An 18811-nucleotide genomic window follows, 5' to 3' on the forward strand; every position below is an offset into this window, starting at 1 on the left:
GTAGTTGCCGACCGACCGCCGAGAGCGGCGACGCGCCGTCGGACCCCGCGTCGAAGGGCGCCGCGGCTCGGCGCCGTGGCGTCGTCGAAACCGCTCGCTCGCCGCTCCGAACCGCTTCCGGGCCGGTCGCGCCGCTACCAGACTACACCGCCTCCGGGCCGGTCGCGCCGGTGCGGACCTGCAGCGCGTCCTCGACCGGCATGATGAACACCTTCCCGTCGCCGGGCTCGCCGGTCTTCGCGGCGTCCGCGATCGCGTCCGCGACCTCGTCGGCCGGGATGTCGGCGACGACGACCTCGACCTTCACCTTCTGGTGGAGGTCGACCGTGAACTCCTCGCCGCGCCACTGGCCCTTCTTGGCGGGCTGGCTGCCGCGGCCGGAGACGTTCGTCACGGTGAGCGAGGGCGCGTTGACCTCCGCGAGCGACTGCTTGATGGCCCCGAGCTTGTCCGGGCGGACGACCGCGGTGACCATCTTGATCTGGGAGCCCGCCTCCTCGCCGCCGTCGGCGCGCGGGGAGTCGTCCGTGGTGTCGACCACGGCGGGGCCGCCGTCGGTCGCGACGCGGTCGCCGCCGAACTCGGGGTAGGTCTCGACGCCGTGCTCGGAGATGTCGAGCCCCTCCTGTTCGTGTTCGGGCGTGACGCGGGCCTCGCCGCTCAGCTTGAGGGCGTACCAGACGGCCGCGGTCGCGGTGAGCGTCCAGCCGCCGATGATGACGACGCCGGTCAGCTGGGCGACGAAGTGGGCGCCGACGCCGGCGCTGAGGGCGCCGGGCGCGGCGACGAACGGGAACAGCAGGGTCCCGAGCACGCCGGCGCTGCCGTGGACCGGAAACACCGCGCAGACGTCGTCGATCTTGAGCGTGTCCGAGACGAACTCGAAGACGAGTGGGAGCTGTCCGCCCGCCAGGAGACCGACGACCAGCGCGCCCCACCACGCCGTGGTGTCGGGGATGGCGGTGATGCCGACGAGCCCGGCCAGCAGGCCGTTGGCGACGTACAGCGTGTCGACCTTCCCGGTGCGGAGCCACACGACGAGGGCGGCGCCGATTCCGCCGGCCGCCATCGCGATCGTCGTGCCCATCGCGACGAGGTTGACGGTCAGCGTGTTGAACACGCCGCCGCTGACCACGGAGGCCGTCCCGACGTTGAAGCCGTACCAGCCGAACGCGAGGATGAGCGTCCCGAGCACGGCGAACGTCAGCGAGTGGCCGGGGATGACGTTCGTCGAGCCGTCCTTGGCGTAGCGGTCCATCCGCGGACCGAGCACGGCGGCGGCGGTGAGACCCGCGATACCGCCCATGCCGTGGACGATCATGCCGCCGGCGAAGTCGTGGAACGCGACACCGGTCAGCTGCGCGACGAGCCCGTCGCCCGACGCCGACCAGGTGAACGCGATGACCATTGGGTAGATGACCGCGGCCAGCAGGAACGTGTACGTGACGTACGCGCGGAGCTTCGCGCGACCGGCGACCGCGCCGGACACGATCGTCGCGGCGGTCATGGCGAACACCGCGCCGTAGAGCCAGTTGACGTACGGTCCGACCGCGCCGGACTCGACGGCGAGCTCGCCCCCGGAGAACAGCGTCCCCGCGGCGGAGACCGGGCCGCCGGAGCCGCTCATGACGCTCGTGAACGCGGTCCCGATCAGGAAGAACACCGCCACTCCGACGCTCCACGTTAGGAGGTTCTTCGTCAGCTGGTTGGCGACGTTCTTCGAGCGAACCTGCCCGGCCTCGAGCATGGCGAAGCCCGCGTGCATGAAGAAAATCAGGAACGTCACCATGAGGATCCACGTCCCGTTCATCGCGGACGCGAACGTGCTCGGATCGATCGTCGCGAGTACGCTGGTCGTCACGATTCGACCACCTCAACTGAACATACGTCCTTCGAACTGCGCGTTTCGTCCGTGTTCATGTGCTGAATCACGTTCTGGCATGGAGTAACAGGGATATATAAACGTTCGAGTTGGGTTTCACAAAAAACTGCTTTGATAATACGGCGGATGTCAGATATAAGGACGGATACATGGTGTATAAGGTTATATTCTCGGCGGATCTATTGCAATCCTTGCGATCGAATCGGACGGACGTTTTGTAAAATTATTGGCAATAAGCGACGGATCGGGCGATATCGGGGTGCGTGGCGCCGGGCGCGGCCGCTTCTGGCGATTTTTGCCACGCGGGATCTCCGCCGTTACCGTCGTGGGGGTGTCAGACCCCCGATTTCGAGCAGTTCGGGCGTTCCGAAGGGAAGTTTACGTTTGTCAACCGGATCCGCATTCGAATTCCGGATCCGGGAGCAGGGCCGCACGTTCGCGTTCGAATCGGGTACAGACGGCGCCGGACCGGGATCGGGTTCCGCTACTCCGGCTTCAGCCCCTCGCCCTGCACGCGCATCACGGCCTCGCCGTCGGCGAGGTTCGGCGCGTCGACGAGGCGGACGATCCGCTTGTCGCCCTTCGACTTGCGGAGGTACATCCGGAACGTGGAGGCGTGACCGAGGATGTTGCCGCCGATCGCCTGCGTCGGGTCACCGAAGTAAGAGTCTGGATTCGACGCGACCTGGTTGGTGACGAGGATGGCGGTGTTGAACAGGTCGCCGATCCGCATCAGGTCGTGGAGGTGCTTGTTGAGCTTCTGCTGGCGGTCGGCGAGCTCGCCTCGGCCGACGTACTCGGCGCGGAAGTGGGCGGTCAGCGAGTCCACACAGACGATCCGGATGGGCCACTCGCTCTCCTCGTGTTCCCCGGCGAGCTCCTTGGCCTTCTCCGCGAGCAGGATCTGGTGGTTGGAGTTGAACGCCTTGGCGACGTGGATCTGGTCGAGGAACGCCCCGATCAGCTCCTCCATCGCCTCCTCGTCGCTCGGCGTGCCCTCGATCTCGCGCCGCTCCATCTCGTCGGCGAGGATCTCGTCGTCAAGTCCGCGGACCATGTCGTCGATCCGCTCCGGCCGGAACGTGTCCTCGGAGTCGACGAAGATACAGCCGCCGCTGAGGCCGCCGTGCTCGGGCGGGAGCTGGACGTTGACGGCCATCTGGTGGGTCACCTGCGACTTCCCGGACCCGAACTCGCCGTACACCTCGGTGATCGACTGCGTCTCGATGCCGCCCCCGAGCAGTTCGTCCACCTCGTCGATCTGCCAGGAGAGCTTCCCGATCTCCTCGCGGCGTTCGAGCACGGTCGCGCCCGTCTCGAAGCCGCCGACGTCGGCGGCGTCGCGGGCGGCGTTGATGATGTCGCTGGCGGACGACTCGCCGATGTCCGCGGTGTTCGACATCTCGCCGGGGCTGGCGACGGCGATCGACTGGTAGCTCTCGAACCCGTTCTCGACGAGCTTGTCCGCGGTCGCTGGGCCGACTCCGGGGAGGTCCTCGAGTTCGTCTTCTGGCATGTACACGACTCTTGTTCGCCATCCCGTATAAAGACTGGTTTACACCCGAGTGAAAGTGAAACGTCCGCCGGAGACGCGCTCGGTGCTGCGTCGGCTTCGTTCGTAAGGCTCCGGACGAGACCGGGCCACCGATCCGCGGGCGAAACTGGTCGCTCACGGGTAAACCGGTCTCGGCGTCCGACGCGGTCGTCACGCCGCTCTTCGGGTCAGAACCCCACGCGGCGGACGTATCCGAGCTCGCGGATATCGACGAGCAGCTCGCCGGGCAGCTCCGCGTCGGTGATCACGTACAGCTTCGGGTCGTCGGTGAACTCGGGGTCCTCGCTCAGCACCTGCCGGATCGAGATGTCGTGCTCGGCGAGGATGCCGGTCACCTCGGCGACGATCCCGGCCTCGTCGGCGGCGGCGACCTCGATGGTGAGGACCGTGAGGTCGAGGACCGGCGCCAGGTCCATCAGGCTCGGCACCGAGGAGATGTTGGTGAAGATGCGCTTCAGTTCGGGGTCGTCCAGGATGGCGTCGGTCGTCGAGTCGACCACCCGCCGGTCGACGTCGAGCTCGCGCGCGATCCCGGTGTACGGGATCTCGATTCCGCCCGAGACGACGCGGCCCTCCTCGTTGACGGAGAAACCGCGCTCTAAGAACAGCCGGATGACCGCCTGCTGGCTCGGTGACCCCTCGAACTTCTCGAGGATCTCGTCGAACATTCGTTACTACGGGCGGTCGCGGCGCGCCGGTATAAATGACGGTGCGTCGCGCCCGTCGGCTCGCGTCGCGGGAGCGACGACCGGCCTCAGTCGACCAGCCCGGCGTACGCGCCGCCGAGCGCGACGCCGTACACGAGGTGACCGATCGCGCTCAGCGCGCTGACGTTGGGAAGCGGGGGATTCGCCGGGGAACCGACCGCGGAGAGCCAGACCGGCATCACCAGCACGGCGAGCGCGACCCAGACCGCGAGCCCGTACGCCGCGCCGGCGCCGAGCGACGCTCCGGTGCTCTCGCCGATCGAGGGCCGCACCCCGACGAGCGCGGCGAAGCCGACGCCGATGACCGCACCGTGGGACATGTGGACCACCCAGCCGAGGAACGGCGCCGCCGGCGGCGCGAGCCCGTACATCGACGGGATCACGACCTCCAACAGCGGCGCGGGGATCACGTACGTCATCACGAGTCCGAAGACGACGCTGCCGACGAGCCCGCTCGCCACGCCCGCCTTCCAGTTACCGGCCTCGGTCGATACTTCGCTCGTCGCTGTCGCGGTTTCAGTCGCCATGTCGTCTCCTACCTCGCGAAAGAACCGGTAATACGTGCTGGTAAAATGCGTTCGCCGTACACTCGACCCAAACTTATATCTTCGTTAGGTTTTCGTTAGTAAATTAATACTCCGATACCCCGTCAGCGACGCCGATCGTCCCTCGACCACTTCCGCCGCGGCACCCCACCCCTTTTAGCCGATGGCGACGAACCTCGGCCCGTGTCAGAGTCGCCGCATCTGCGGTTCTTCCCGTACGAGGAGCCGTATCCGAACCAGCGCGAGGCGATGGACAGGATCGCCAACGCGCTGGACCGGGGACAGGACGTGCTGTTCGAGGGGGCGCCCGGAACGGGCAAGACCCTCTCCGCGCTCGTGCCCGCCTTAGAGCACGCCCGCGAGCACGACCGCACGGTCGTGATCACGACTAACGTCCACCAGCAGATGCGGCAGTTCGTCGAGGACGCCCGCGCGATCACCGGCGAAGAGCCCATCCGCGCGGTCGTGTTCAAGGGGAAGTCGTCGATGTGTCACATCGACGTCGACTACCAGGAGTGTCAGACCCTCCGCGACACCACCCGCGAGCTGGTCGAAACGGAGAGCGAAGTCCGCGAGCTGGAGACCCGCCAGCGCGAGCTGCTCGCCGAGAGCCGCGAGGGCGACGCCGGCGCGGCCGAGGCCCGCGAGGCGATCATGGACGAGCTCGACGAGCTGGAGACGGCGATCGACGAGTACGAGGCCGCGAACGTCTGCGCGCACTACCGGAACAACCTCGTCGAGGACACCGACGAGTTCTTCGGGTGGCTGTTCGACGACGTCCGCACCCCAGAGGACGTGTACGCGTACGCGGACGAGCGCGAGCTCTGCGGCTACGAGCTGCTCAAGGAGGGAATGGAGGGAGTGGACCTGGTCGTCTGCAACTACCACCACCTGCTCGATCCGAACATCCGCGAGCAGTTCTTCCGGTGGATCGACCGCGACCCGTCGGAGATAATCACCGTCTTCGACGAGGCGCACAACGTCGAGGACGCCGCCCGCGACCACGCCACCCGCACGCTCACGGAGACCACCCTCGACGCCGCCTTGGAGGAGCTCGCCGACAGCGACGACTCCCGCGCCGAGGCCGCCGAGAACGTCGTCCGCGCGTTCCGCGACGCCGTGGTCGAGACGTACGACGACGCGCTCGGGTTCGGCGAGCGCGAGTCGGTCGGCGAGAACTGGGAGGACCTCTCCGTCGCCAACGACGACCGCCGCGACGACCTGACGCTGGCGTTCCTCCGGAACTACGAGGGGAAGGGGATCGACACGGAGACGGAGCTCGCCGTCCAGCTCGGGCAGGCGTTAGACGAGGAGTACGAGCGGCGCTACCGGGACGGCGAGACGACGACCCGGACCGAGTGTCAGACCCTGCAGGTCGCTCGGTTCGTCTCGACGTGGATGGAGGAGGGAACCGAGCTCGGTCAGTACCCGGTCGTCTCCGTGCGTCGCGACGGCGCCACCGACGAGGTGTACGGCCGCGCCGAGCTGTACACCTGCATCCCCCGTCGAGTGACCGAGGCGCTGTTCGACGAGGTCGCCGCCTCGGTGCTGATGAGCGCGACGCTCCGCCCCTTCGATGTCACCGAGGACGTGCTCGGGCTGGAGGACGCGGTGTCGCTCGCGTACGAGATGGGATACCCGGAGGAGAACCGTCGGACGTTCGCGGTCGACGCCCCGCCGCTGTTCGCCTCCGAGCGCAACGACCCGGAGACCCAGGAGGCGGTGTCGTCGCTGCTGCGCGACGCGATCCGTTTCACTCCGGGCAACACGCTCGCCTTCTTCCCCTCGTACGCCGAGGCCGAACGGTACTACGAGCGGCTCGGCGGCTCGGCGGGGACCGGTGCCGGAGGCGACGTCGGGGCCGGAGCCGGACTCGCGGGCGCCGACCTCGGCTCCCTCTACCTCGACGGGCCCGATCAGGACGAGGAGGACCTGCGCCGGACGTTCGTCGACAGCGACGACGCCGCGCTGTTCACCTCGCTGTGGGGAACGCTCGCGGAGGGAGTGAGCTTCGACGCCGACGACGCCCGGACGGTGGTGGTCGTCGGCGTTCCCTACCCGTACCTCTCCGACCGGACGGAGGCGGTTCAGGACGCCTATGACCGGGCGTTCGCCGATCGCGACCGCGCCCGCGACCCCGGCTGGGCGTACGCCGTCGAGATCCCGACGATCCGCAAGACCAGACAGGCGCTCGGCCGCGTGGTCCGCGGTCCAGACGACTTCGGCGTCCGGATCCTCGCCGACCGCCGGTACACGACGGCGGACATGGGCAAGTACTCGGTCCGGAGCGCGTTCCCGCCGGAGGAGCGGGAGGAGCTGCTCGACGTCGACCCCGAGAAGCTGAAGTTCGCGATGCTCAACTTCTACGGTGACCACGACGCGTACGACGGGTCGCCACCGGAGCCGTGACGCTGTGGGGCCGCCGCCGAGCAGGGGATGGGCTGTGGGGCCGCCGCCGCGCCGGGGGTGAGGCTGTGGGGCCGCGGCCGTGCCGGATCCGCACCGGACGTCGGCTACCCCGGCATCGTCGCGAGCAGCGCCGTGATCCCGAACAGCACGATCGACAGCAGCGTCGTGATCACGGCGTGGATCACGGTCATCCCGGCCACGACCCGCCGGGGCTGGTCGTAGCTCCACGCGAACATCGCGCCGTCGACGAGGAGCGCGGCCGGGACGAGGAGCGCCTCGGAGACGGCGAACGCCCCACCGACGACGCCGATCACCGCGGGGAGCGGACCGACGTAGAGGGCGCGGCGCGGGTCGACGTCGCCGAGGACGTTCCGGGCGGCGAGGTGTGCGGTCACGGAGAGGAACAGCGCGAACAGGATGGTCGTCCCCAGCACCGTGATCGGCGTCACCGTCTGAAGAAGCATACCCGACCTACGGGACGGCGGGTAAAAGTGGTCGCGGGATCGGTCCGTCGCGAGCGGCGCGGCGTCGCCCGCCTACGCCAACAGCCCGAGGCCGTCCAGCTCCTCGACGATCACGTCGACGGCGGCCGCCGCGTCGTCCGGGCTCGTCCCGCCCGTGACGACGAGCTTCCCGCTGCCGAACAACAGCGCCACGACGTCCGGTTCGTCCAGCCGGTAGACGAGCCCGGGGAACTGCTCCGGCTCGTACTCGATGTGTTCGAGCCCGAGCCCGATCGCGATCGCGTTGAGGTTGAGGCTCTCGCCGAGGTCGGCGGACGTGACGATGTTCTGGACCGTGATCTCGGGGTCCTCGATCGGGATCTGGAGCGCGCGGAGCTCGTCGAACACGATGGCGAGGCTCTCGTGGACGGCGTCGATCGAGTTCGCGCCCGTGCACACGATCTTCCCGGACCGGAAGATCAGCGCGGCCGATTTCGGGTCCGTGGTGCGGTACACGAGCCCGGGGAACTGCTCGGGGTCGTAGTCGGCGCCCTCCAGGTCCATCGCGACGCTCTGGAGATCGAGCTCCTGCCCGATCCCCGTGGAGGCAACGACGTTCTCTATCGTGATCGTCTCCTTCGGATCGGCCATTACTACTAACACGATCGGTTGATTCATTTAAAAAGGTGCGTGGTCGGAACCGCTATCCTCTTGCGAGCGGCTCCCCGACTCCGGGGCGTGTACTGGCTCGAACTCGCCGGGGAGACGGACGCCTTCGCCGCCCGCGAGGCCGCCACCGCCGCGACCGGCGTGGAGCTGCTCGCGCCCGGGGTCGCCGCCGCCGGCAGCGTCGGACTCACCCGTAGCGACGCGGCGGGCGACGACCCACGCGCCGGCGGCGACGCCCCGGGCGCCGCGAGTGCCGCGACCGATCGCGCCGGAGTGCGCCGGCTCGCCTACACCCGCGCCGCCCACGAGGCGGTCGCCCGCACGGACGCCGACCTCGCCGCCGCCGTCGCCGCGCTCGACGCGGCGCCGCTCGACCGCTCGGGGACGGTCGCGGTGCGGGCCCGGAACGTCCGGAACACGGCGACCGTCTCGACGAGCGACGCCGAGCGCGCCCTCGGGGGCGTCCTCGTCGACCGCGGGTTCGACGTCGACCTCGACGACCCCGACCACGTCCTGCGCGCGCTGTTCGCGGCGGGCGAGCGCGCCGTTCACGACGCGATTCCCGGCGCCGACGGCGGCGACGCGTCCGTCTGCGCGCTCGGCTGGGTCGCCGCGGAGGCCGCTCGCGACTTCGCCCCCAAACCGACCGACCGCCCGTTCTTCCAGCCGGGGAGCATGGCGCCGGCCGACGCCCGCGCGTACGCCAACCTCGCGGGCGCCGCGCCCGGCCGGACCCTGCTCGACCCGATGTGCGGGACCGGCGGGCTCCCGCTGGAGGCCGGGCTCGTCGGCGCCGACGTCGTCGCCTGCGACGCCCAGCGGAAGATGGTCCGCGGGACGCGGGAGAACCTCCGCGAGTACGTGGGTGACTCCCCGGAGCACCCGAGCTGGCACGTCGCCCGCGGCGACGCCACGGCCCTCCCGCTCCGCGACGACGCCGTCGACGGCGTCGCCTTCGACGCGCCGTACGGCCGCCAGTCGAAGATCGCCACCCACGACCTCGCCGACCTCGTCTCGGGCGCGCTCGCGGAGGCGGCCCGGGTCGCGCCCCGCGCCGTCGTCGTCGCCGACCGGGACTGGCGCGGGTCGGCCCGCGCGGCGGGCTGGACGGTCGACGCCGCCTTCGAGCGCCGCGTCCACCGATCGCTCACCCGACACGTGCTGGTGCTCGATCGGTCGTGAGCGCGTCCGATCTCGGCCCGTGACCGCCGCGACAACGCCGCGTTCGCACCGTCCCGAGAGTGAACGACCGGTCGGTGATACTCGGCATCTGAGCGTCGCAACCGACAAGTTTCAGTTTCACTCTCCCTCCGGGCAACGGTTAAGTGGACGGCCTCTCGTGGTGTGCACATGACCGGGGACGCCGGCGGCGACATGCTCTCGTGGGACGAGTCGGTGTTCCGCGACGAGTCGGTGTTCGAGATCGACCACGTCCCCGAGACGTTCCGCCACCGTGAGAGCCAGCTGGAGAGCCTGAAGTACGCGCTCCGCCCCGCGGTGCGCGGCTCTCGCCCCCTCAACACGATGGTGCGCGGCCCGCCCGGCACCGGCAAGACGACCGCGGTCCAGAAGCTGTTCGGCGAGCTCGGCGCCCGCACCGACGTCCGGACGGTCCGCGTCAACTGCCAGGTCGATTCGACGCGGTACGCCGTTTTCTCCCGGCTGTTCGAGGGGATCTTCGACTACGAGCCGCCCTCCTCGGGGATCTCCTTCAAGAAGCTGTTCGGTCAGATCACCGACCGGCTCGTCGAGGAGGACGACGTGCTCGTCGTCGCCTTAGACGACGTGAACTACCTCTTCTACGAGAACGAGGCGTCGGACACCCTCTACTCGCTTCTGCGCGCCCACGAGGCGCACTCGGGCGCGAAGATCGGCGTCATCGTCGTCTCCTCGGACCTCGGGCTCGACGTGATCGACGACCTCGACACCCGCGTGCAGTCGGTGTTCCGCCCGGAGGAGGTGTACTTCCCCGTCTACGACGCCACCGAGATCTACGACATCCTCTTCGAGCGCGCGAAGCGCGGCTTCCACGACGGCGTCATCGCCGACGCCGAACTGGAGCGCGTCGCCGACCTCACCGCCGAGAGCGGCGACCTCCGGGTCGGGATCGACCTGCTCCGCCGCGCCGGACTGAACGCCGAGATGCGCGCCTCGAAGACGATCGCCGACGAGGACGTCGAGTCGGCGTACGACAAGTCGAAACACGTCCACCTCTCGCGGTCGCTCCGCGGGCTCTCGGAGTCCGAGCGCGCCCTCGTCCGCGTCCTCGCGGAGAACGACGGCGAGCGCGCCGGGACGGTGTACGAGGCGTTCCGCGACGAGACCGACCTCGGCTACACCCGTTACTCCGAGATCATCAACAAGCTCGACCAGCTCGGCGTGATCGAGGCCGAGTACGCCGACGTCGAGGGGCGCGGCCGCTCCCGCGAGCTCTCCCTGGCCTACGACGCGGAGGCGGTGCTGGACCGGCTGGAGTGATCGACGCCGACGCCTTTTCGGTTCTCCCCGTCGAGTCGGTGGTATGAAGACGAGCGGCGGGAGCGACGCGGCGAAGCGACGCGCCGGCGAGTCGGCGGCGGCGGCGGTCGACGACGGCGACGTCGTCGGCCTCGGAACGGGCTCGACCGCGGCCCACGCGATCCGCAGACTGGGCGAACGAGTCGACGCCGGGCTGGACGTCCGCGGGGTTCCGACCTCGTTCGCGAGCCGCGAACTCGCCGCCGACCGCGGGATCCCGCTGCTCGGCCTCGACGAGGCGACGGGGCCCGACGCGCCCGGGATCGACGTCGCGATCGACGGCGCGGACCAGGTCGCGGTCGGCGACGGCGGGCCGACCGCGGGCCCGCTCATAAAGGGCGGCGGCGCCGCGCACGCCCGCGAGAAGCTGGTCGACGCCGCGGCCGACCGCTTCCTCGTCGTCGCCGACCCGTCGAAGGAGGCCGCGGCTCTCGACCGCCCCGTTCCGGTAGAGGTGCTTCCCGCCGGCCGATCCGCGGTGGCCGAGGCGGTCCGCGCGGCGGGCGGCGAGCCGACCCTCCGCCGCGCGGAGCGGAAGGACGGCCCGGTCGTCACCGACAACGGGAACCTCGTGCTCGACTGTTCGTTCGGCGAAATCGCGGAGCCCTCGGCGCTCGCGACGACCCTCTCCGCGACGCCGGGCGTCGTCGAACACGGCCTCTTCGTCGACCTCGCCGACGAGGTCCACGTCGGAACGGACTCGGGGGTTCGGGTGCTCACGCGCTGATCTCCGGGACGCGGTCGCTACCGACGTGCGCGGCGGTCGCGCCGCTCTGCGGTCGGCGCGCGGTCAAAAAATCGGGTCGAGAGTCGCGTCCGCCTTAGAGGTCGCGCGGCTGGACCGTCTTCCGGTCGTTGGCCTCGGCGCGGCGCGCGGCGTCTTCGAGCAGCTCGTCCACTTCGTCGTCGAGCGCGTCGTAGAAGTCCGAAGCGACGTTCTTGTCGTCCAGCGCTTCCTTGACGGCCGCTTTGACAATAAGGTCTGCCATGCGATCGGTGATATCCATCGACAGTTAATAAGAGTTCCTGAATTCGACCGCGAGGGGCGCCCTGCGGCCCGTTCGCGAGGGGGTGCCGGAATGCTTCCTTATAAGCTTTGTGAGACCGCTCGGCGAGCGGGGCCGCTCGCCCGCCGCGGACCGATAGGTTCGACCCGTTCGGCCCCTGACGGGGACGCATGCGCGACACGCTCAAGGCGCTCGACGCCGGCGATATCGGCGTCGCGGAGGCGGAATCGCGGCTCGCGGGCTACGCGACGACGGCGGCCGGCCGGTTCGACGCCGCCCGCGAGCACCGACGAGGGATCCCCGAGGCGATCCTCGCGGAGGGGAAGACGCCGGCGGAGGTCGCGGCGCTGACGGCGACCGCGGTCGAGACGACCGGCCGCGCGCTCGTCACCCGGGCCGACGCCGAGGACGCGGCGGCGATCCGGACGGCGATGGCGGACCTCGATCTCGAGACCGCGGCGTCGCTCGACCCCACCGTCGACCACGACGAGCGGGCCGGGACCGTCGTCGTCCACGCCGCCGACTTCGACCCGCCCGCGCTCGACGCGACGCTCTCGGTCGTCGCGGCGGGCACCGCCGACGCGGCGGCCGCGGGCGAGGCGGCGGTGGTCGCCGGCGAGATCGGCGCGACCGTCGACCGCGTGGACGACGTCGGCGTCGCGAACCTCGACCGGATCCTGGACCAGCGCGACCGGGTCCGCGAGGCCGACGTCGTCGTGGTCGCGGCGGGCCGCGAGGGGGCGCTCCCCACGGTCGTCGCGGGACTCGTCGCGGCGCCGGTGATCGCGCTCCCGGTGTCGACGGGATACGGCGTCGGCGGCGAGGGCGTCGCCGCGCTCCACGGTGCGCTCCAGTCCTGTTCGGTGCTCACGACGGTGAACGTCGACGCCGGCTTCGTCGCCGGGGCGCAGGCGGGGCTGATAGCGCGCGCGGTCGACGCGGCGCGGCGCGACTGACCGCCGGCTCCCCACCCGTCTCATGACGGGGCTTTATATGTAGATTTCCGGAAGCTGGCGGGGGTGAGAAAGGGTATTTGTCCGTCGAAACCTTACGATCTATCGCCGGTAACCACCGGTACCGAATGCCACTCTGTGACCACTGCGGGTCGCACGTCTCGGACCGCTTCGCACGCGTCTTCGCGGACGAGTACGGCGACCTGAACGCCTGTCCGGACTGTTCCGCGAACGCCGGGATCGCCGAAGTCTCCCGAGAACGCGCTCGTACTGGGGACTGACCCGGTCGATCCCGCCGCGACACCGCACCCGACCGCGTTCGCGCCGCCCGCGCGTCCGGCTTCCCCGACCGCGCCGAGACCGGCAGGTATTCCTCGCGCCCGCGCCGACCGGGCGCCGTGTCGACGCCGAGTCAGGACGCGCCGCACCACGTCTACGTGATCGAGTGCGCGGACGGGACGCTGTACACCGGCTACACCACCGACGTGGAGCGGCGCGTTGCCGAGCACGACGCCGGAGAGGGCGCGAAGTACACCAGGGGACGGACTCCCGTGACCTTACGGCACGTCGAGTCGTTCGACTCGAAGTCGGCGGCGATGTCGCGGGAACACGAGATCAAGTCGCTCACCCGCGCGCAGAAGGAGGCGCTGATCGGGGCGGAGAACGACTGAATCACGGCGGCCGATCCGCGGGGCTCGGCCGGTGTCGGTCGGCTCCCGGCTACTCCACGAGCCGTTCGATTTCGGTGACCAGGATGCCGCTCGCGCCGACAGCCTTCAGCTCCGAGATCGTCGCGAACACGTCGCGCTCCTCGACGACGGCGTGGACCGCCACCATCCCGTTCCCGTCCTCGTCGGCCTCGACGTCCATCACCGTCGGGCCGCCGAGCCCGGGGATCACGTCTTTGACCTCGTCGAGCCGCTCCGTCGGCGCGTTCATCATCAGGTAGCGCCGGCCGTCGGCCGCGAGCACGGACTCGAACGCGGTCAACACCTGTTCGACCTTCGGGTCGTCGACCACGTCGGGGCGCGCGAACAGCCGCACCGAGGAGTCGAGCACGTCGTCGATCACGGCCAAGCGGTTCACCTTCAGCGTCGTCCCCGTCGAGGTGATGTCGACGATGGCGTCGGCCATGTCGACGTGGGGCGTCAGCTCCGTCGCGCCCGTCACGGTGACCACGTCGGCGTCGACGCCCACCCGATCGAGGTAGTCGCGGGTGACCGCCGGGAACTCGGTGGCGACGGTCCCGCCGGCGAGGTCGCCGACGGTCTCGACCGCGCCGTCCTCCGGGGCCGCGAGGACGAGCTTACAGGAGCCGTACCCCAGATCGAGCAGGTCGACGAGGTCGCCGTCGGCCGCGGACGCGGCGCCGTCCGCCACGCCGCCGGACTCCGCCGCCTGATCGAGCCCCGTGATCCCGAGGTCGGCCGCGCCGTCCCGGACGTACTCGGGGATGTCGGCCGCGCGCGCGAACAGCACCGTCACGTCGGGGTCGACGGTGTCGGCGTACAGCTGGCGGTCGGCGGTCTCCTCGACGTGGAGCCCCGCGCGCTCTAACAGCGAGAGCGTCGGGTCGTGCAGGCGGCCCTTGTTGGGGACGGCGATGCGCATACGGAGAGCGTCGCGGGGCGACGGGGAAACGTTTTCGTCCGGTGAGCGGCGGACGGGATCCATGCGCAGCCGACTAATCAGACACCGTGGCGGCGGCGCGTGCCGACGAGCGGCCGACAGGCCGTGAGTCAGCGCGCGCGAGGGAGTCGCTGGCGTGGGACGCGCCAGCGACAGGGCGAGAGCAAAGCTCTCGCTTGCAACCGGCGCGTAGCGCCGGTGACGAGGCTGGGGAGGCGTGAGGTACGGTGGCCGTGCGGGGGCGGGACTCAAAGGGGCAGTCGCCGCCGGCTGCCAGAGGCGCGAAGCGCCTCGCTGTCGCGAGGACGAAGCACGCTGCAGCAAGCACCGCAGCGAACAACGCGAGTGAGGAGCGCAGCAAAGCGCGCGAGTCCTCGCGGCTGGGGCTTCGGCGGTGTTCACCGTCGATCGGCAGCCAACGGTTTATAACCGAGCGGCCGGGACTTTGGAGACCTCGATCCTCTCTACCGACCGGCGTTCCCGCCTCCGGCCGCGCCAAACCGCCGTCTGACCACCCAATACGCGACGGGGAGACAGCAGGCGAACGCGATCGGCCAGACGGTCAGCTGCGCGGCCGGGTCGGGCGGCGACACGAGGCTTCCGGCGATCATCCCGCCGATTCCGGCGACGACGACGGTAACGGCGGCTCGCTCCACTCGGCCCGGCGGCCGCTCGCGGGGCCGCCCGCGACGCCACCAGAGGAGGTAGTACGCCAGTACGATCCCCGAGAGCGGTGCGAAGACGGCCCAGACGGTCGGATAATCGCTTCCGCGAGCGTGTGCGTCGAAGTTCACCCAGACGCCTGTCGCCAACAGAACGAACAGGAAGAGGGCCATGCCGAACGCGACGGCGGGTGAGAACGGGAGGGACACGATCTGGTGTTCAGCCCGATCGATAATGGGTCTTCTCCGGAGCGGAACCGTCCGCGCGAGACGATTTCGCCGCAGTCACTTACCTAGCCGCGCCGCTCAAGTGTCTCGCCACCCAACGACGCGTATCGTGAGCGACGCCGACTCTCCCCTCTCGGAGGACCGCCCGACCGTCGACCGCCCGCTCCGGGTCGACGCCCCGTTCGAGCCCGCGGGCGACCAGCCCGAGGCGATCGAACAGCTGGTCGAGGGGTACGAGTCGGGCGCCGACAAGCAGACCCTCCTCGGCGTCACCGGCTCCGGGAAGACGAACACCGTCTCGTGGGTCGCCGAGGAGCTGGACCAGCCGACGCTCGTGTTGGCCCACAACAAGACGCTCGCGGCCCAGCTGTACGAGGAGTTCCGCGAGCTGTTCCCGGACAACGCCGTCGAGTACTTCGTCTCCTACTACGACTACTACCAGCCGGAGGCGTACGTCGAGCAGACGGACACGTTCATCGACAAGGAGATGTCGATAAACGAGGAGATTGACCGCCTCCGCCACTCCGCGACCCGCTCCCTGCTCACCCGCGACGACGTGATCGTCGTCGCCTCGGTCTCGGCCATCTACGGGCTCGGCGACCCGCAGAACTACCGCGACATGGCGCTCCGCCTGGAGGTCGGCGAGGAGGTCGGCCGCGAGGAGCTGCTCGCCCGGCTCGTCGACCTGAACTACGAGCGCAACGACGTGGACTTCACGCAGGGCACCTTCCGCGTCCGCGGCGACACCGTCGAGATCTACCCGATGTACGGGCGGTACGCGGTCCGGGTGGAGCTGTGGGGCGACGAGATAGACCGCATGATCAAGGTCGACCCGATGAAAGGCGAGGTCGTGAGCGAGGAGCCCGCGGTCATGCTTCACCCCGCCGAGCACTACTCGATCCCCGACGACCAGCTGGAGCAGGCGATCGCGGAGATCGAGGACCTGATGGAGAAACGGGTCAGCTACTTCGAGCGGCAGGGCGATCTGGTCGCCGCCCAGCGCATCGAGGAGCGGACCACCTTCGACATCGAGATGCTCCGGGAGGCGGGCTACTGCTCGGGGATCGAGAACTACTCGGTGCACATGGACGACCGGGAGTCGGGCGACGCCCCCTACACCCTCCTCGACTACTTCCCCGACGACTTCCTCACCGTGATCGACGAGTCCCACCAGACGATCCCCCAGATCAAAGGGCAGTACGAGGGGGACAAGTCCCGGAAGGACTCGCTCGTCGAGAACGGGTTCCGGCTCCCGACCGCCTACGACAACCGTCCGCTCACCTTCGAGGAGTTCGAGGAGAAGACGGACCGGACCCTCTACGTCTCGGCGACCCCGAGCGACTACGAGCGCGAGACCTCCGACCGCATCGTCGAGCAGATCGTCCGGCCGACCCATCTCGTCGACCCGAAGGTGGAGGTGACGGGGGCGACCGGGCAGGTCGAGGACCTCCTCGATCGGGTCGACGACCGGATCGAGCGCGACGAGCGCGTCCTCGTCACCACGCTCACCAAGCGGATGGCCGAGGACCTCACGGAGTACTTCGAGGAGGCCGGCGTCGACGTGGCGTACATGCACGACGAGACGGACACCCTCGAGCGCCACGAGATCATCCGCGACCTCCGGCTCGGCAACATCGACGTGCTCGTCGGGATCAACCTGCTCCGCGAGGGGCTCGACATTCCGGAGGTCTCGCTCGTCGCGATCCTCGACGCCGACCAGGAGGGGTTCCTCCGCTCGACGACGACTCTCGTCCAGACGATGGGGCGGGCCGCCCGCAACGTCAACGGCGAGGTCGTCCTCTACGCCGACCGGATGACCGACTCGATGGAGGCGGCGATCGAGGAGACCCAGCGCCGCCGCGAGATCCAGCTGGAGTACAACGCCGAGCACGGCTACGAGGCGACGACGATCGACAAGCCGGTCGGCGAGACGAACCTCCCGGGGTCGAAGACGGACACCTCGTCGGTCAGCGTCGGCGACGTCGAGAGCGAAGACGAGGCCGAAGCGCAGATCGAGGCGCTCGAAGACCGGATGGAGGAGGCCGCGAGCAACCTGGAGTTCGAACTCGCCGCGGACATCCGCGACCGGATCGCCGAGCTCCGCCGGGCCTTCGAACTCGACGCCGACGACGGAGGCGTGCCCGCGCCGATGGTCGACGAGTAGGCCGGCGCGCCGATCCGTCTCGGCCGTCCGTCTCGACCGTCTCGCTCGACCCGGCTCGACCGTCCCGCTTCCACGCCCTCGGTTCGACGCCTCCGATCGCCCCGCGTCCGCCCGATTCTCACGCGCCGAGACGCGCGACGACGGGGTTTTATTCCCGACCGTCAGAGCCCGTCACATGCACCGCCGCGCGGTCGTCGTCGGCGCCCTCACCGCCGCCACGGCGGGGTGCGTCGACCGCCTCCACGACCTCGCGGCGTCGACGCCCCGCGACCTCGGCGTCCGGAGCCGCTCCATCGACGGGAACCCGCTGGTCGACGGACAGAGCGTCCTCGACCGTCCCGCGGAGATCATCACCCACGCCGCCTCCTTCCGATCGAGCGCGGAGGCGAGGAGCGCGCTCCGTCCCGACGCGACGGAGACGCGAGCGTTCGTCGACGCGACCGCCTTCGTCGACGACGACGGGGAGGCCGTGCTCGTCGTCGCCCAGCGGCTCACGGCGCCGGCCGTCGCGCTCCGACTCGGTGCGATCAGCCGCATCGGCGACCGCTCGCTCCGGATCGCCGTCGACCGAGTCGGCGTCCGCGGCGACGTCGACACCGACGACCCGGTCGTCAAGACCCTCCTGATCCGACTGACGGACGAGCGGGGACCGCCCGAGCGCGTCGTCGTCTCGATCGACGGCGACCGCGCCGGCGTGACCGTGTAGGGCCCCGCCGCGGGCGACGCGTTCAGATCGCGCGCCGCCGACCCGCGTCGCGCCCCTCGCATCCCGGCACCGATCCCGTCTCAGTCCCGCGATCGTTTTGTGTCCCGGCGGCGTTCCCGTCGGTATGACAGCTCTCCGCCGCCGCCTCCTCGGACTCGTCCTGCTCGCGGTCGCCGGCGCCGCGTTCGCGGGCGCCGCCACCGTCGCGCCCGCGGTCGTCCCCGGATCGGCGACCGCGTCCGGCACCCCAGACTTCGTCGTGCCGTCCCCGGTCTCGCTGTTGGTCGCGCCCGCGCTCCTCGCGGCCGGATCGGTACTGGTGGTCTCCGGCGGGGCCGCGCTCGTCGACGCCGACCTCTCCGCGCGGACCGCCCTCCTCGCGCCCGCGCTCGGTGCCGTCGGCGCGCTCGCGCTCGGCGCGGGGATCGGTGCGGGCTCCGGGGCGTCCCTCGCCGCGTTTGGCCTTCCGGAGTCGCTCGCGGCGCTGCGCTCCGGTCCGCCCGCCGCGGTCGCGGCCGGCGCCGTCGTCGGCGGGGCGGTGGCGCCCGTCGTGCGCGCGTCGACCACGGAGGACACGGTCGCGCTGCTCGTCGCCGCGGTCCTGCTGCTCGCCTCGGTCGTCGCCGTCCCCGGCTCGGTGCTCGCTCTCGTCGCCGGGGGCGTCGCCGGCGTCCTCGCGGTGGGCGCGCTCTGGGCGGTCGATCCGGCGAACTGGCGCCCCTGACGGCCCGGGTT

At 70.1% G+C, this 18811-nt stretch carries 19 protein-coding genes; 10 read left to right on the forward strand and 9 right to left on the reverse strand.

Going from position 1 to position 18811, the window contains the following annotated elements; all coding sequences use genetic code 11:
- Positions 1-142: 142 nt before the first annotated feature.
- From DJ74_RS11090 to DJ74_RS11105, 4 genes are all read right to left on the reverse strand, one after another.
- On the reverse strand, positions 143-1861 hold the full coding sequence (locus tag DJ74_RS11090) for an ammonium transporter (RefSeq protein WP_176451168.1): 1719 nt from the start codon (positions 1859-1861) through the stop codon (positions 143-145).
- Positions 1862-2366: 505 nt separating this feature from the next.
- Positions 2367-3398 (reverse strand): DNA repair and recombination protein RadA, encoded by a 1032-nt coding sequence (gene radA, locus DJ74_RS11095; RefSeq protein ID WP_094522838.1) that lies wholly within the window; start codon positions 3396-3398, stop codon positions 2367-2369.
- A 206-nt stretch (positions 3399-3604) separates the two neighbouring features.
- Positions 3605-4105 (reverse strand): ACT domain-containing protein, encoded by a 501-nt coding sequence (locus tag DJ74_RS11100; protein ID WP_094527292.1) that lies wholly within the window; start codon positions 4103-4105, stop codon positions 3605-3607.
- A gap of 86 nt (positions 4106-4191) precedes the next feature.
- A complete protein-coding gene (locus DJ74_RS11105; protein WP_094522842.1) occupies positions 4192-4671 on the reverse strand; it encodes a histidine kinase in 480 nt (159 codons plus the stop codon).
- A gap of 201 nt (positions 4672-4872) precedes the next feature.
- On the opposite strand from DJ74_RS11105, the gene DJ74_RS11110 reads away from it, so the two are divergent.
- On the forward strand, positions 4873-7098 hold the full coding sequence (locus DJ74_RS11110) for an ATP-dependent DNA helicase (protein ID WP_094527293.1): 2226 nt from the start codon (positions 4873-4875) through the stop codon (positions 7096-7098).
- A gap of 104 nt (positions 7099-7202) precedes the next feature.
- Here DJ74_RS11110 and DJ74_RS11115 read toward each other — a convergent pair whose 3' ends face one another.
- The gene (locus DJ74_RS11115) at positions 7203-7562 is read right to left on the reverse strand and encodes a hypothetical protein (protein ID WP_094527294.1); all 360 of its coding nucleotides are present in this window, start codon (positions 7560-7562) and stop codon (positions 7203-7205) included.
- 72 nt (positions 7563-7634) lie between these two features.
- On the reverse strand, positions 7635-8192 hold the full coding sequence (locus tag DJ74_RS11120; RefSeq protein ID WP_094527295.1) for a TATA-box-binding protein: 558 nt from the start codon (positions 8190-8192) through the stop codon (positions 7635-7637).
- Between the two features lie 87 nt (positions 8193-8279).
- Between DJ74_RS11120 and DJ74_RS11125 the strand changes: the two genes are divergently transcribed.
- The 3 genes from DJ74_RS11125 to rpiA all read left to right on the forward strand — a co-directional run bounded on the left by DJ74_RS11125 (position 8280) and on the right by rpiA (position 11454).
- A complete protein-coding gene (locus tag DJ74_RS11125; RefSeq protein ID WP_094522850.1) occupies positions 8280-9392 on the forward strand; it encodes a methyltransferase domain-containing protein in 1113 nt (370 codons plus the stop codon).
- 168 nt (positions 9393-9560) lie between these two features.
- On the forward strand, positions 9561-10688 hold the full coding sequence (locus DJ74_RS11130; RefSeq protein WP_094522852.1) for an ORC1-type DNA replication protein: 1128 nt from the start codon (positions 9561-9563) through the stop codon (positions 10686-10688).
- A 43-nt stretch (positions 10689-10731) separates the two neighbouring features.
- Entirely contained in the window at positions 10732-11454 is a 723-nt protein-coding gene (gene rpiA / locus DJ74_RS11135) for a ribose-5-phosphate isomerase RpiA (RefSeq protein ID WP_094527296.1), read from the forward strand.
- A gap of 94 nt (positions 11455-11548) precedes the next feature.
- Here the strand turns inward: rpiA and DJ74_RS11140 are convergent, their stop codons facing one another.
- The gene (locus DJ74_RS11140) at positions 11549-11716 is read right to left on the reverse strand and encodes a DUF1931 family protein (protein ID WP_004047560.1); all 168 of its coding nucleotides are present in this window, start codon (positions 11714-11716) and stop codon (positions 11549-11551) included.
- A 188-nt stretch (positions 11717-11904) separates the two neighbouring features.
- Between DJ74_RS11140 and larB the strand changes: the two genes are divergently transcribed.
- From larB to DJ74_RS11150, 3 genes are all read left to right on the forward strand, one after another.
- Positions 11905-12690, forward strand: coding sequence for a nickel pincer cofactor biosynthesis protein LarB (larB, locus tag DJ74_RS11145; protein ID WP_094522856.1), 786 nt, complete (start codon positions 11905-11907; stop codon positions 12688-12690).
- Between the two features lie 125 nt (positions 12691-12815).
- Positions 12816-12968, forward strand: a complete 153-nt coding sequence (locus DJ74_RS19210; protein WP_170938278.1) for a hypothetical protein — start codon at positions 12816-12818, stop codon at positions 12966-12968.
- Positions 12969-13085: 117 nt separating this feature from the next.
- Positions 13086-13358 (forward strand): GIY-YIG nuclease family protein, encoded by a 273-nt coding sequence (locus DJ74_RS11150; RefSeq protein ID WP_094522858.1) that lies wholly within the window; start codon positions 13086-13088, stop codon positions 13356-13358.
- Positions 13359-13407: 49 nt separating this feature from the next.
- On the opposite strand, the gene hisG is transcribed toward DJ74_RS11150, so the two are convergent.
- Positions 13408-14298, reverse strand: a complete 891-nt coding sequence (gene hisG, locus DJ74_RS11155; protein ID WP_094527297.1) for an ATP phosphoribosyltransferase — start codon at positions 14296-14298, stop codon at positions 13408-13410.
- Positions 14299-14780: 482 nt separating this feature from the next.
- Entirely contained in the window at positions 14781-15188 is a 408-nt protein-coding gene (locus tag DJ74_RS11160; RefSeq protein ID WP_094527298.1) for a hypothetical protein, read from the reverse strand.
- Positions 15189-15315: 127 nt separating this feature from the next.
- On the opposite strand from DJ74_RS11160, the gene uvrB reads away from it, so the two are divergent.
- The 3 genes from uvrB to DJ74_RS11175 all read left to right on the forward strand — a co-directional run bounded on the left by uvrB (position 15316) and on the right by DJ74_RS11175 (position 18800).
- Positions 15316-17370 (forward strand): excinuclease ABC subunit UvrB, encoded by a 2055-nt coding sequence (uvrB, locus tag DJ74_RS11165; protein ID WP_094522864.1) that lies wholly within the window; start codon positions 15316-15318, stop codon positions 17368-17370.
- A 175-nt stretch (positions 17371-17545) separates the two neighbouring features.
- Positions 17546-18076, forward strand: a complete 531-nt coding sequence (locus DJ74_RS11170; protein WP_094527299.1) for a hypothetical protein — start codon at positions 17546-17548, stop codon at positions 18074-18076.
- Between the two features lie 124 nt (positions 18077-18200).
- A complete protein-coding gene (locus tag DJ74_RS11175) occupies positions 18201-18800 on the forward strand; it encodes a hypothetical protein (RefSeq protein WP_094527300.1) in 600 nt (199 codons plus the stop codon).
- Positions 18801-18811: the final 11 nt, after the last annotated feature.

The organism is Halorubrum sp. Ea8, from assembly GCF_002252925.1.
GTDB lineage: Archaea > Halobacteriota > Halobacteria > Halobacteriales > Haloferacaceae > Halorubrum.

Coding starts and splice junctions, on each gene's coding strand:
- DJ74_RS11120 (WP_094527295.1), bottom strand. CDS start 8,192: ATGGCCGATCCGAAGGAGACGATCACGATAGAGAACGTCGTTGCCTCC.
- radA (WP_094522838.1), bottom strand. CDS start 3,398: ATGCCAGAAGACGAACTCGAGGACCTCCCCGGAGTCGGCCCAGCGACC.
- DJ74_RS11115 (WP_094527294.1), bottom strand. CDS start 7,562: ATGCTTCTTCAGACGGTGACGCCGATCACGGTGCTGGGGACGACCATC.
- DJ74_RS11100 (WP_094527292.1), bottom strand. CDS start 4,105: ATGTTCGACGAGATCCTCGAGAAGTTCGAGGGGTCACCGAGCCAGCAG.
- DJ74_RS11105 (WP_094522842.1), bottom strand. CDS start 4,671: ATGGCGACTGAAACCGCGACAGCGACGAGCGAAGTATCGACCGAGGCC.
- DJ74_RS11140 (WP_004047560.1), bottom strand. CDS start 11,716: ATGGCAGACCTTATTGTCAAAGCGGCCGTCAAGGAAGCGCTGGACGAC.
- hisG (WP_094527297.1), bottom strand. CDS start 14,298: ATGCGCATCGCCGTCCCCAACAAGGGCCGCCTGCACGACCCGACGCTC.
- DJ74_RS11130 (WP_094522852.1), top strand. CDS start 9,561: ATGACCGGGGACGCCGGCGGCGACATGCTCTCGTGGGACGAGTCGGTG.
- rpiA (WP_094527296.1), top strand. CDS start 10,732: ATGAAGACGAGCGGCGGGAGCGACGCGGCGAAGCGACGCGCCGGCGAG.
- DJ74_RS11175 (WP_094527300.1), top strand. CDS start 18,201: ATGACAGCTCTCCGCCGCCGCCTCCTCGGACTCGTCCTGCTCGCGGTC.
- DJ74_RS11170 (WP_094527299.1), top strand. CDS start 17,546: ATGCACCGCCGCGCGGTCGTCGTCGGCGCCCTCACCGCCGCCACGGCG.
- larB (WP_094522856.1), top strand. CDS start 11,905: ATGCGCGACACGCTCAAGGCGCTCGACGCCGGCGATATCGGCGTCGCG.
- DJ74_RS19210 (WP_170938278.1), top strand. CDS start 12,816: ATGCCACTCTGTGACCACTGCGGGTCGCACGTCTCGGACCGCTTCGCA.